We start from the raw sequence: 12,586 nt of genomic DNA on the forward strand, positions 1-12,586 counted from the left end.
TTTACTCAGGTTTCGAGCCCTGTTATCAACTGGGCCCACGGGCAGTTATTCACAGGGCTTAATCCACAGAAATCCGTGCAATCGTGTGAATTTCGCCCACGACGAAGCCAACCGAATCTTTCTATTCGGGGGTGAGCACGTCAAAAAGAGATCTATTGTGAGAAAACAGCCAGGCAGTTAATAATAGCGATTATCATTAACTTAGCTTGTCATGCCCTATGTCCCCTTCTTCACACACGGCTGCGGTTCAGAACATCTACGAGCAGCACCACTCCTGGTTGCACGGGTGGCTCAAAGGTAAGTTGCATAACGCCTGCGATGCAGCCGATGTGGCGCACGATACGTTCGTGCGCATTCTGGGTGGGCGGCATGCGGCGCAGATCGTTGAACCGCGTGACTACCTGGCGACCATCGCCAGGGGCCTGGTGATTGACCGTTATCGCCGGCATGCCATCGAACAGGCCTACAAGCAAACCTTGGCCGAACGGCCTGAAGCCACGGCCATCAATGAAGAAGACAAAGCCATCATCATCGAGACGCTGGTGGCTGTGGATAAAGCCCTGTCCGGACTCGGTGAGCGAGCGCGACGGATCTTCCTGTTGTCGCAGATCGAGGGGCTGACTTATCAACAGATCGCCGATGAACTGCAGGTGTCGCTGACCACGGTGAAGAAGCACATGATCCGTGCATTGACTGAATGCTCGCTGATCATGGCCAGCCTGTAATGGCCGCCCCCGATCGCAAGACCTTCGAGGCCGCTGCTCACTGGTATGTACAGTTTCAATCCCAAACGCCTACGGCTGCTGAACGCCTTGCCTGGCAACAATGGCTCAGCGGCGATCCGTCCCATCAGGCGGCGTGGAACCAGATGGAGCAATTGCAGCGCAGTCTCGGCGCCCTGCCCCAGGATTTCACCCGCCGGGCATTGTCGGCCACGCAACAACGTCGTCAGGTATTGAAGTGGATGCTGGTAATGGGCGGTACCGGGTGCCTGGGCTGGAATGTCCAGCAACACACCTCCCTGGGCAATGTATGGGCCGACTACCGGACGTCTGTGGGTGAACGCCGGCGTATCGCATTGGCTGACGGCACACGGATTGATCTGAATACCAGCACGGCGATTGACGTGATATTCGACGGGCGCCAACGTTTGATCCGGCTGCGTGAAGGTGAAGTACTTATCCACACCGGCAAGTTGGGCGGGCACACGCCCTTTTATGTCGAAACCCGCCAAGGCCGAGTCCAGGCACTGGGTACTCGGTTTACAGTGCGCCAGCTGCCAGATTCCACGCGTGTCGGTGTTCTGAAGGATCGCGTGAGTGTGTCCCCTGGTGACCGGCCCAACCATGCTCGACTGCTCGGTGCCGGTGAAAGCGCTGACTTTGATCGTCAAAACATAGGGCTTGACCACACGTATAGCGGATCCCAGGCAGCCTGGGTCGATGGGCAGCTGATCGTATTGGATGCTCGCCTCGGGGATGTGATCGAAGACCTTTCCCGCTACCGTGCCGGTGTCCTGAAATGCGACTTGGCTTGTGCACGCCTACGTGTTTCCGGGACTTTCCGCCTGGATTCCACCGATGCGGTACTGGCGAATCTGCAGGCAACCTTGCCCATTCAGGTGAAATACTTCACTCGCTATTGGGTTTCGGTGGAGCGAATCGCCTGATCGCAAAAAATATCCTCACAAGGGGTTATCTTTTTTTTACCTGGCACGGCCCTAAAGGTAATCACGACGCCACCTTCAGGGCTTACCCACCTATGCGCCTTCGCACCAAGCTCCGCCAGCGACTTTCCTACCACGGTATGACGTGCAGCCTACTGCTCGGCACGGCAGCCACAGCCGGTGTTTTGCTATCCAGTGACGCCATGGCCGCCAGCGCGGTGCAGCATTACGTCATTGCGGCCGGTCCCCTGGACAATGCCTTGAGCCAATTTGCCGCCAGGGCGAATGTGATTCTGTCTTTCTCGCCCCAGCAAACCGCGCGCTTGAATACAACCGGGCTGGAAGGTGACTATTCGGTTGAGCAAGGCTTTGCATTGTTGCTGCAGAACTCGGGGTTACAAGCGCTGGTCCAGGCGCCTGGCAGCTATGTCCTGCAGGCCATTCCTACAGGGCAACTCACGCTCGCGCCCACCACGGTCAGCACTTATCAACAGGCTGGGTTCACTCAGGAGATTGCCGGGGATGTGGGCTACAAAGCGCAAAACAGCCGTATCGGTACCAAGACCAGCACACCTCTGTCGGAAACACCGCGTTCGGTATCGGTCGTCACCGGCCAGCGCATCAAGGACCAGAAGTCGCAGACCCTGACTGAAGTATTGGGCTACGTGCCAGGTATTTTCGCGCCACCCTTTGCTGCTGGCGACGGTCTCGCGGGTGACTTGTTCTTCATCCGCGGTTTCAATGCCACGGATTACGGCTACGGCCTGCTGCGAGATGGCCTGCGCGTACAAGGCAATCGGTACGACACCACCAGTGAGCCTTATGGCCTGGAGCGGGTCGAAATCTTCCGTGGGCCCTCTTCCCTGCTGTACGGTGAAAACGCGCCTGGGGGCTTAGTGAACCTGGTGAGCAAACATCCGACTGCCACGCCGCAGGGTGAAGTGCAGCTCGGTTATGGCTCGAATAATCGGCGTCAGTTGGGTGTGGATATCTCTGGTCCACTCAACGATAGCGGCAATATCCTTGGTCGGGTGGTGATGCTCGGCCGCAAGTCTGATACGCAGACTGACCATGTTCCTGATGATCGCCTGTACATCGCGCCTTCATTGACCCTGAATTTCGACGACTTCAACACGCTCACTCTGTTGGCCAATTACCAAAAGGACCACACCAATCTCGAACTCGGCCTACCCGCCGCGGGGACCTTGCTTACAAATCCGAACGGAAAGCTGTCCAAGCACACCATGCTCGGCGACCCGGACTGGAATACGTTCGAACGTGAAGCCTGGAGCAGCGGCTACGAATTCAGCCACAGCTTCAATGATGAGTGGCAGTTCCGCCAGAACTCGCGGTACATGCAATCGCGCATCAACCGTCATGAAACCTGGCCGGGCACATTGAACAATGGCGGTTTCGGCACCCAACTGAACATGACGGCCTACGACCGCTACAACAAATCGATGGTCTACTCCCTGGATAACCAGTTGGAAGGCAAATTCCAGGTCGGGGACCTGGAAAATACGGTGCTGTTCGGCGCCAGTTATGACCGCACCTCGTTCAACCAGGATTGGGACGCAGGCTTCGCCGGCACCATCAATGTGTATAACCCCGTGTACCTGCGTGAGCCGCTTACCCCGGTGGCTGTGCAAAACACCTTGCTCGAGCAGCAGATGAAGGGTGTTTATGCACAAATCCAGAGCAAGTATGACCACTGGTTGTTCCTGCTGGGTGGCCGCCAGGACTGGGTCGACAGTGATTTCCGCGACAAGGTCAACAAGGCCAGCAATACCGGCTCCGAAGACCGCAAGTTTACCTACCAGGGCGGGGTGATGTACCAGTTCGACAACGGCCTGACGCCGTACGTCAGCTACTCCACCGCATTTGTGCCTGTACAGCAGATCTCCAACGCCGGTTCACCGTTGAAGCCGATCACCAGCAGTCAGTACGAAGTGGGTGTGAAGTACGAACCGGTCGGCTGGGATACAGCGATGACCCTGTCGGTGTATGACTTGCGCAAGGAAGATGACACCTACCTCGACGCCACCACCAACAGCTACCGCCAGGTGGGCGAAAGCCGGGCTAAAGGTGCTGAGGTCGAGGTGAACAGCAACATCACGCCCAACCTGAATGTGACCGCAGCCTACACCTACACTGACGCTCGTATTACCAAGGACTCGGCTACCTCGCTGGTCGAGGGGCATCAGATGACGGGGGTTCCGCGCAACCAGGCCTCGATGTGGGGCAAGTACCGCTTCCTCGATGGCCAACTCAAGGGCCTGTCCCTGGGCGGCGGTGTGCGCTATTTCGACAGTACGTTTTCTTACACCCAGCCAAGCCTGTACGGAAAGCTGGATGCTGGGAGCGTCACTCTGGTGGACGCAGCCGTCGGCTATCAGATCGACAAGCACTGGTCAGTGGACGTGAACGCCAAGAACCTGTTCGACAAGGAGTATGTTTCTGGCTGCAACGACGCGGGCCGCTGCTACTGGGGTGACAGTCGTACACTGCTTGGGACTGTTTCGTACAACTGGTGATGGATGATGGCCTGAAGAATCAAAATGCTCTTCAGGCCGCTATCGCTGGCAAGCCTGCTGCTACTTGCCGATACAGAAGCTGGAGAAGATCCGTCCCAACAAATCATCGGAGCTGAATGCGCCGGTGATTTCTCCCAACAGCTGCTGCGCCTGGCGAAGATCCTCAGCCAGCAGCTCCCCCGCCCCCGCCAAGGTCAACTGCGCCCGGCCGTGCTCCAATGCCGCGCTTGCATGGCGCAGCGCCTCCAGGTGCCTGCGGCGCGCACTGAAGCTGCTTTCCGACGTCTGCTCGTAACCCATGCAGGCCTTGAGATGCTCACGCAGCAATTCCAGGCCCTCCCCCGCAGACTTGGCGCTCAGGCTGATAGTGACGTGGCCATCAGCGCTGGTTTCCATCGCAATGGCTTCACCCGTCAGGTCGGCTTTGTTACGAATCAAGGTGACTTTGGCCGGGTCCGGCCGTTGCTCGAGGAATTCCGGCCACAATGCAAAAGGATCCACAGCCTCCGGCGCGGTGGCGTCCACCACCAGCAGTACCCGGTCCGCTTCGCCGATGGCTTTGAGCGCGCGTTCCACGCCGATCTTTTCAACCTGGTCATCGGTATCGCGTAAACCGGCGGTGTCGACGACGTGCAACGGCATGCCATCGATGTGGATATGTTCGCGCAGGATATCCCGGGTGGTGCCGGCGATCTCGGTGACAATGGCTGCTTCACGCCCCGCCAGCGCATTGAGCAGGCTGGATTTGCCGGCATTGGGACGCCCAGCGATCACGACGGTCATCCCGTCTCGCAGCAACGCGCCTTGCCCGGCTTCCCGCAGGACTGTGGATAACTCATCACGGACCTTATCCAGCATCGCCAATACATGGCCATCGGCAAGGAAGTCGATTTCCTCTTCAGGAAAATCAATCGCCGCCTCGACGTAGATGCGCAGGCTGATCAACTGTTCGGTCAAGTTATGCACACGCAGGGAAAAAGCGCCCTGCAGAGAGCGCAGCGCATTGCGTGCAGCTTGCGCAGAACTGGCCTCGATCAAATCGGCAATCGCCTCGGCCTGTGCCAGGTCGAGCTTGTCGTTGAGGAATGCCCGCTCACTGAACTCACCTGGGCGAGCCAGGCGGCAACCCAACTGCAGGCAGCGTTGCAGCAACATATCCAGAACGACCGGGCCGCCGTGCCCCTGCAATTCCAGTACGTCTTCACCCGTGAAGGAGTTAGGTCCCGGGAAATACAGGGCCAGGCCTTCGTCCAATACTTCCTCACCAGAGCCGAGGAAGGGGCCGTAATGGGCATAGCGCGGCTTCAACTCACGCCCGCTGATGGCCTTCGCGGCAATCCCGGCGAGCGGTCCGGAAATACGAACGATACCGACACCGCCGCGACCCTGAGCGGTAGCGACAGCAGCGATGGTTTCACGAGGAGCGCTCATCAGCAGGTTCCAGAATAAAAGTGACGGAAAGCAAAACGCCCCACTAGGGGGCGTCTTGAGTGGTTATCCACAGAGTAAATTACGCCTCGGCTTTTTTGGTAGCCGCTTCGATTTTACGTGTGATGTACCACTGTTGAGAGATCGACAACACGTTGTTGACCACCCAGTACAGAACCAGGCCAGCCGGGAACCACAGGAAGAAGAAGGTGAAGATGATTGGCATCATTTTCATCACCTTGGCCTGCATCGGATCCGGCGGCGTCGGGTTCAGGCGCTGCTGGATAAACATGGTCGCGCCCATGATGATCGGCAGGATAAAGAACGGGTCTTTGATCGACAGGTCAGTTATCCACAGCATGAACGGTGCCTGGCGCATTTCCACGCTTTCCAGGAGTACCCAGTACAGCGACAGGAATACCGGCATCTGTACCAGAATCGGCAAGCATCCACCCAGCGGGTTGATCTTCTCTTTCTTGTACAGCTCCATCATGGCCTGCGACATTTTCTGCCGGTCATCGCCATGTTGTTCTTTCAGCGCGGCCAGTTTAGGCGCCACGGCACGCATACGCGCCATCGACTTGTAGCTGGCGGCCGACAGTGGGAAGAAGATCCCCTTGATCAGCATGGTCAGGAAGATGATCGACCAGCCCCAGTTACCGACGATGCTGTGGATATGTTGCAGCAGCCAGAAGATCGGCTGGGCAATGAACCACAGGATGCCGTAGTCCACAGTCAGTTCCAGACCTGGGGACAACTCTTTCAGCACCGCCTGGCTTTTCGGGCCGGCGTACAGGGTAGCGCTGGTTTCAGCCTTGGCACCTGGAGCCACGGTCAACGCCGGGCCGGTGTAGCCGATGATGTAGTTGCCTTTGCTGTCCTTGCGCGCCAGTACTGCATTGTTCTGGCCGGGCTGAGGAATCCACGCGGTCACAAAGTAGTGTTGCAGCCAGGCTACCCAGCCACCGTTCACGTTATAGGTGATCGGCGCCTTGGTTTTGTCTTCGGCCACTTTATCCATGTCTTTCATGGATACTTTTTTGTACGGCTCCGAACTTGTCCACAGGGCAGCGCCCAGGTAAGTCGCGGTACCCGTCGCAGTGCTGGACGATGGATCGGAACTGGCGTCACGCTTGAGCTGCGCAAACATTGCGCCGGTCCAAGGCTGGGCGCTCTGGTTGTCGATCAAATAGGTGACAACGATGTCGTACAGGCCGCGCTTGAGTGTGAAGCGCTTGATGTAGTTGACGCCGTCCTTGCTGAACTTCAAGTCCACGACCAGTTGGTCTTGGCCATCTGCCAGTTGATAGCTCTTCTTCTCCGCAGAGAAAATCGGACGACCGGTTGCACTCGCATCAGGGCCGTTGGTACCGATCAGGCCACTTTGTGCCTGGTAAACACGTTCGCCACCGTTATCGAACAACTGGAATGGGATTTCCGGGTGATCCTGACGACGCGGATACAGCGGAAGTGTCAGCTTGGCAACATCGCCACCTTGCGGGTCGATAGCCAGGTCCAACACATCCGTCTTGATCTGGATGAGGTCGGTGCTTGCGGCAACTGCAACTTCGGCAGGTGCTTTTGTTTCGCCCGCTGCCCGTGGAATGTCATCACTGGCGGCAGTATTGGTGCCACTTACTGTATCGGGAAGCCCCGCTGGAACAGCATTGGCAGCAACATTCTGAGTCGGCAGGGCAGCCTGGCCATAGTCCTGGTTCCACTTAAGGACCATGACGTAGGACACGATTGCCAGGGCGACGATCAGGATCGTGCGTTTAATATCCATGATTACTCGGCCATCGAAGAAGAACGGGAGGTAGGGATAGGTGGAACCGGGTCATAACCACCGGGATTCCACGGATGACAGCGACCTAAACGACGAAAGGTCAGCCAGCCACCGCGCAGAAGACCATGATTTTCTATGGCCTCTAACGCGTAGCAGGAACAACTGGGGTAGAAACGACAGTGGCTGGCCATCAGAGGACTAATGGCATAGCGATAAAACTGGATCGGAACGAGTGCCAGTTTACGCATCGGTGCTGTCTACCCCTACAGTTTCGGTGCTGACTGCTGGTGCTGGTTTGTTGGTACGCGCCAGACGTTTCCAGAGCTTGCCGAAATGCTGAATCAATTCGGGGTTTTCTACATCCCCCAAGCCTTTGCGCGCGACGATAACAATATCCCAACCAACCAGAGTGTCCTGGTGGAGGCGAAACGATTCGCGCATCAGACGCTTGAGGCGATTGCGCTCAACGGAGAGCTTTACGCTCTTCTTGCCGATCACCAACCCGAGACGGGGGTGATCAAGATCGTTGTTACGCGCAAGGAGCAGGAGATTTTTCCCCGGAACCTTGCCGGTGGGGGAGTCAAAGACTGCCTTGAAGTGCCGGGGAGTTAGCAGACGCTTTTCCCGACTGAAGTCCTGACTCACCACCAGTACCGGATTATCAAACTGCCAGACGCGCACGACCTTTGGCGCGGCGACGCGACAGGACAGCACGGCCGTTCTTGGTAGCCATGCGAGCACGGAAGCCGTGGGTACGGGCGCGTTTGATGGTGCTTGGTTGGAAAGTACGTTTCATGGCGTTGTTACCTGGTTCGTCCACAACGGGCCGGAATGGCCCCCGTTTTAAGAGACCGGCGATTCTAGAGAAAGCAAGCCTCTAGGTCAATTTCCAACCAGCTTTTCCTTCAATTAGATCTTTACGGGCCTCCAGACCTTTTCTTTCCGTTCTGCTTCCATGAGCAATGCCATAGATATAAAAATAAAGAAGGAAGTTATTTAAAGCTTTTCTGTAAAGCTTATAAAAGCTAGGCAGGCCATCCTCTGTGGATAACTGCCTTAAGGCCATATTCCACGTGCTGTACAGAGAATGACAACATGGGGGAGAAGCGGTGCTCTGCCTGTGCTGCGCTGTCGGATAAGCTGTGTGTGGAATGGCATGTTATCCACAGGTCAGTTACCCACAGACTTTCGACCCCACTTTTACAACGAGCTCAGGCCCGCTTATCCACAGAGCTTATGCACAGACCATCTGTCGCATTTTTTGCAGTTAAGGCATTGATTTTGGCTGGCCTGTGAGCAACCTACATGTGGATAAGTGGGCTGCTGGCCGCTACAATGGCGGCTGTTTTTGCCTCACCGGCTTTCAACTTAGGGGATATCCGTGTCAGTGGAACTTTGGCAGCAGTGCGTGGAGCTTTTGCGCGATGAGCTGCCTGCCCAGCAATTCAACACCTGGATCCGCCCGCTACAGGTCGAAGCCGAAGGCGACGAGTTGCGTATCTATGCGCCCAATCGTTTTGTTCTCGACTGGGTCAACGAGAAGTACCTGAGCCGCGTTCTCGAATTGCTCGATGAACACGGCAATGGCCTTGCGCCCGTGCTCTCCTTATTAATAGGCAGCAAACGCAGCTCGGCACCTCGTGCTGCACCGAATGCTCCGCTCGCAGCCAGTGCCTCGCAGGCTCAAGCCCCTGTGGCGCCTGTTAATAACTCGCCAGCGCCGGTTGCCCAGACGCCTTCGAAATCCTCGTCGCAGAACAACGCGCCTATCAATGAAGAGCCGTCCCGCGACAGCTTCGATCCGATGGCGGGTGCCAGTTCCCAGCAGGCTCCGGTCCGCGCCGAGCAGCGCACGGTGCAGGTCGAAGGTGCGCTCAAGCACACCAGCTACCTGAACCGCACGTTCACCTTTGAGAACTTCGTCGAAGGTAAATCCAACCAGCTGGCCCGCGCGGCCGCCTGGCAGGTCGCCGATAACCCCAAGCATGGTTACAACCCGCTCTTCCTTTATGGCGGCGTTGGCTTGGGTAAGACCCACTTGATGCACGCTGTGGGTAACCACCTATTAAAGAAGAACCCGAATGCCAAGGTTGTGTACCTGCACTCGGAGCGTTTCGTGGCAGATATGGTCAAGGCCCTGCAGCTCAATGCGATCAACGAGTTCAAGCGGTTCTACCGCTCCGTTGATGCATTGCTGATCGATGACATTCAATTCTTCGCGCGCAAGGAGCGTTCCCAGGAAGAGTTTTTCCACACCTTCAACGCCCTGCTCGAAGGCGGCCAACAGGTCATCCTGACCAGTGACCGTTACCCGAAGGAAATCGAAGGCCTGGAAGAACGCTTGAAGTCGCGCTTTGGTTGGGGCCTTACCGTTGCGGTAGAGCCGCCGGAGCTGGAAACCCGCGTAGCGATCCTGATGAAAAAGGCCGATCAGGCGAAAGTCGATCTGCCCCACGACGCCGCGTTTTTCATCGCCCAACGCATCCGTTCCAACGTGCGTGAGCTGGAAGGTGCGCTCAAGCGTGTCATCGCGCACTCTCACTTCATGGGCCGGGACATCACCATCGAGCTGATTCGCGAATCCCTGAAAGACTTGCTGGCATTGCAGGACAAACTGGTGAGTGTGGATAACATCCAGCGCACGGTGGCCGAGTACTACAAGATCAAGATTTCCGACTTGCTGTCCAAGCGCCGTTCGCGCTCGGTGGCTCGTCCTCGTCAGGTGGCCATGGCACTCTCCAAGGAGTTGACCAACCATAGCCTGCCGGAAATCGGAGACGTGTTTGGCGGCCGCGACCACACCACGGTCTTGCACGCGTGCCGCAAGATCAACGAACTTAAGGAATCCGACGCGGATATTCGCGAGGACTACAAGAACCTGCTGCGTACACTGACTACTTGATGACACCAGCGCAGCTTATTAAGGCAAGGGACTAGACCATGCATTTCACCATTCAACGCGAAGCCCTGTTGAAACCCCTGCAACTGGTCGCAGGCGTCGTCGAGCGCCGACAGACCTTGCCGGTGCTCTCCAACGTATTGCTGGTGGTCGAAGGCCAGCAATTGTCCCTGACCGGTACCGACCTGGAAGTCGAGCTGGTCGGTCGCGTGCAACTGGAAGAACCCGCTGAACCTGGCGAGATTACAGTACCCGCGCGCAAGCTGATGGACATCTGCAAAAGCCTGCCGAACGACGCGCTGATCGACATCAAGGTTGATGAGCAGAAGTTGGTGGTCAAGGCGGGTCGCAGTCGTTTCACGCTGTCTACTTTGCCGGCCAATGATTTCCCGACTGTGGAAGAGGGCCCAGGCTCACTGACCTGCAGCCTGGAGCAAAGCAAACTGCGCCGTCTGATTGAGCGCACCAGCTTCGCCATGGCCCAGCAGGACGTACGTTACTACCTCAACGGCATGCTGCTGGAGGTGTCGGAAGGCATCATTCGCGCCGTGGCCACTGACGGTCACCGTCTGGCGATGTGCTCGATGCGCGCCGATATCGGTCAACCTGACCGTCACCAGGTGATCGTGCCGCGTAAGGGTATTCTCGAACTGGCGCGCCTGCTCACCGAGCCGGATGGCAATGTCAGCATCGTGCTGGGTCAGCACCATATCCGCGCGACCACCGGCGAGTTCACCTTCACCTCCAAGCTGGTCGACGGCAAGTTCCCGGATTACGAGCGCGTTCTGCCTAAAGGCGGCGACAAGCTGGTGATCGGTGATCGCCAGGCCCTGCGTGAAGCGTTCAGCCGTACTGCGATCCTGTCCAACGAGAAGTACCGGGGCATTCGTCTGCAACTGGCCAACGGTCAGTTGAAAATCCAGGCCAATAACCCGGAGCAGGAAGAAGCGGAAGAGGAAGTGGGCGTCGATTACAACGGCGGCACTTTGGAAATCGGCTTCAACGTGAGCTACTTGCTGGACGTGCTGGGTGTGATGACCACCGAACAGGTTCGCCTCATCCTGTCCGACTCCAACAGCAGCGCCCTGGTGCAGGAATCCGATAATGACGACTCGGCTTACGTCGTTATGCCGATGCGCCTGTAATCATGCCCAGCAGAAGCTAGATGTCCCTTAGTCGCGTCTCGGTCACCGCGGTGCGCAATTTGCACCCGGTGACCTTCTCCCCCTCCCCCCGCATCAATATCCTCCACGGCGCCAACGGCAGTGGCAAAACCAGCGTGCTGGAAGCCATCCACTTGCTAGGGCTTGCCCGTTCCTTTCGCAGTGCCCGCTTGTTGCCGGTGATTCAGTACGAACAACTGGCCTGCACGGTATTTGGCCAAGTCGAACTGGCAGAAGGTGGGCACAGCAGCCTGGGGATTTCTCGTGATCGCGGCGGTGAGTTCCAGATTCGCATCGACGGGCAAAACGCTCGCAGTGCTGCGCAACTGGCAGAGATCCTGCCGTTGCAACTGATCAATCCTGACAGCTTCCGCTTGTTGGAAGGCGCGCCAAAGATCCGCAGGCAGTTTCTCGACTGGGGAGTGTTCCACGTGGAACCGCGATTCATGGCCACGTGGCAGCGCCTGCAGAAGGCCCTGCGGCAGCGGAACTCATGGCTGCGGCATGGTACACTTGACGCCGCTTCGCAAGCGGCCTGGGACCGGGAACTGTGCCTGGCCAGCGATGAAATAGATGAATACCGCCGCGCCTATATCAAAGCCTTGAAACCAGTCTTTGAGCAGACCTTGAGTGAGTTGTTGGATCTCGAGGGGCTGACGCTGAGTTACTACCGTGGCTGGGACAAAGACCGTGAGCTGAGTGCAGTGCTCGCGACGTCCCTGCAGCGGGATCAGCAAATTGGCCATACCCAGGCCGGACCCCAACGGGCAGATTTGCGTCTTAGATTAGGCGCACATAATGCTGCGGATATCTTGTCCCGCGGCCAGCAGAAGTTGGTGGTGTGTGCACTGCGGATCGCCCAGGGGCATCTGGTTAGCCAAGCCCGACGTGGTCAGTGTATTTATCTGGTGGATGACTTGCCGTCTGAACTCGACGAGCAACACCGCCGTGCGTTATGCCGCTTGTTGGAAGACTTACGCTGCCAGGTGTTTATCACCTGTGTAGACCACGAATTATTGAGGGAAGGCTGGCAGACGGAAACGCCAGTCGCTTTGTTCCACGTGGAACAAGGCCGTATCACCCAGACCCACGACCATCGGGAGTGAAGGC

The 12,586-nt window shown here is 57.3% G+C and carries 11 protein-coding genes; 6 read left to right on the forward strand and 5 right to left on the reverse strand.

Annotation, left to right across the window (positions count from 1 at the left end):
• Positions 1 to 218: 218 nt before the first annotated feature.
• The 3 genes from BLW22_RS30015 to BLW22_RS30025 all read left to right on the forward strand — a co-directional run bounded on the left by BLW22_RS30015 (position 219) and on the right by BLW22_RS30025 (position 4,200).
• Positions 219 to 725, forward strand: coding sequence for a sigma-70 family RNA polymerase sigma factor (locus BLW22_RS30015; RefSeq protein ID WP_065926804.1), 507 nt, complete (start codon positions 219 to 221; stop codon positions 723 to 725).
• Entirely contained in the window at positions 725 to 1,669 is a 945-nt protein-coding gene (locus BLW22_RS30020) for a FecR domain-containing protein (protein WP_065946445.1), read from the forward strand. The genes BLW22_RS30015 and BLW22_RS30020 overlap by 1 nt, the downstream gene beginning before the upstream one ends.
• Positions 1,670 to 1,761: 92 nt before the next feature.
• Positions 1,762 to 4,200 (forward strand): TonB-dependent siderophore receptor, encoded by a 2,439-nt coding sequence (locus tag BLW22_RS30025; protein WP_074848074.1) that lies wholly within the window; start codon positions 1,762 to 1,764, stop codon positions 4,198 to 4,200.
• Positions 4,201 to 4,260: 60 nt separating this feature from the next.
• On the opposite strand, the gene mnmE is transcribed toward BLW22_RS30025, so the two are convergent.
• The 5 genes from mnmE to rpmH form a co-directional block, all read right to left on the reverse strand.
• Positions 4,261 to 5,631, reverse strand: a complete 1,371-nt coding sequence (mnmE, locus tag BLW22_RS30030; protein WP_074848076.1) for a tRNA uridine-5-carboxymethylaminomethyl(34) synthesis GTPase MnmE — start codon at positions 5,629 to 5,631, stop codon at positions 4,261 to 4,263.
• A 79-nt stretch (positions 5,632 to 5,710) separates the two neighbouring features.
• Positions 5,711 to 7,414 (reverse strand): membrane protein insertase YidC, encoded by a 1,704-nt coding sequence (gene yidC / locus BLW22_RS30035; RefSeq protein WP_065926808.1) that lies wholly within the window; start codon positions 7,412 to 7,414, stop codon positions 5,711 to 5,713.
• Between the two features lie 2 nt (positions 7,415 to 7,416).
• The gene (gene yidD, locus BLW22_RS30040; protein ID WP_010207715.1) at positions 7,417 to 7,662 is read right to left on the reverse strand and encodes a membrane protein insertion efficiency factor YidD; all 246 of its coding nucleotides are present in this window, start codon (positions 7,660 to 7,662) and stop codon (positions 7,417 to 7,419) included.
• Entirely contained in the window at positions 7,655 to 8,059 is a 405-nt protein-coding gene (gene rnpA / locus BLW22_RS30045) for a ribonuclease P protein component (RefSeq protein ID WP_053128141.1), read from the reverse strand. Before rnpA ends, yidD begins: the two co-directional genes overlap by 8 nt.
• Positions 8,060 to 8,075: 16 nt before the next feature.
• A complete protein-coding gene (rpmH, locus tag BLW22_RS30050; RefSeq protein WP_003213577.1) occupies positions 8,076 to 8,210 on the reverse strand; it encodes a 50S ribosomal protein L34 in 135 nt (44 codons plus the stop codon).
• Positions 8,211 to 8,795: 585 nt separating this feature from the next.
• On the opposite strand from rpmH, the gene dnaA reads away from it, so the two are divergent.
• The 3 genes from dnaA to recF are packed head-to-tail and all read left to right on the forward strand — an operon-like array spanning position 8,796 to position 12,582.
• Positions 8,796 to 10,316, forward strand: a complete 1,521-nt coding sequence (dnaA, locus tag BLW22_RS30055; protein WP_065926809.1) for a chromosomal replication initiator protein DnaA — start codon at positions 8,796 to 8,798, stop codon at positions 10,314 to 10,316.
• A 38-nt stretch (positions 10,317 to 10,354) separates the two neighbouring features.
• Positions 10,355 to 11,458, forward strand: coding sequence for a DNA polymerase III subunit beta (gene dnaN, locus BLW22_RS30060; RefSeq protein ID WP_065926810.1), 1,104 nt, complete (start codon positions 10,355 to 10,357; stop codon positions 11,456 to 11,458).
• Between the two features lie 20 nt (positions 11,459 to 11,478).
• The gene (gene recF / locus BLW22_RS30065) at positions 11,479 to 12,582 is read left to right on the forward strand and encodes a DNA replication/repair protein RecF (protein ID WP_027608164.1); all 1,104 of its coding nucleotides are present in this window, start codon (positions 11,479 to 11,481) and stop codon (positions 12,580 to 12,582) included.
• The last annotated feature ends 4 nt before the right edge of the window (positions 12,583 to 12,586 follow it).

The sequence above is a fragment of the Pseudomonas marginalis genome (genome assembly GCF_900105325.1).
In the GTDB taxonomy this organism is placed as follows: Bacteria; Pseudomonadota; Gammaproteobacteria; order Pseudomonadales; family Pseudomonadaceae; genus Aquipseudomonas; species Aquipseudomonas marginalis.

Coding starts and splice junctions, on each gene's coding strand:
- BLW22_RS30015 (WP_065926804.1), top strand. CDS start 219: ATGTCCCCTTCTTCACACACGGCTGCGGTTCAGAACATCTACGAGCAG.
- BLW22_RS30020 (WP_065946445.1), top strand. CDS start 725: ATGGCCGCCCCCGATCGCAAGACCTTCGAGGCCGCTGCTCACTGGTAT.
- BLW22_RS30025 (WP_074848074.1), top strand. CDS start 1,762: ATGCGCCTTCGCACCAAGCTCCGCCAGCGACTTTCCTACCACGGTATG.
- mnmE (WP_074848076.1), bottom strand. CDS start 5,631: ATGAGCGCTCCTCGTGAAACCATCGCTGCTGTCGCTACCGCTCAGGGT.
- yidC (WP_065926808.1), bottom strand. CDS start 7,414: ATGGATATTAAACGCACGATCCTGATCGTCGCCCTGGCAATCGTGTCC.
- yidD (WP_010207715.1), bottom strand. CDS start 7,662: ATGCGTAAACTGGCACTCGTTCCGATCCAGTTTTATCGCTATGCCATT.
- rpmH (WP_003213577.1), bottom strand. CDS start 8,210: ATGAAACGTACTTTCCAACCAAGCACCATCAAACGCGCCCGTACCCAC.
- dnaN (WP_065926810.1), top strand. CDS start 10,355: ATGCATTTCACCATTCAACGCGAAGCCCTGTTGAAACCCCTGCAACTG.
- recF (WP_027608164.1), top strand. CDS start 11,479: ATGTCCCTTAGTCGCGTCTCGGTCACCGCGGTGCGCAATTTGCACCCG.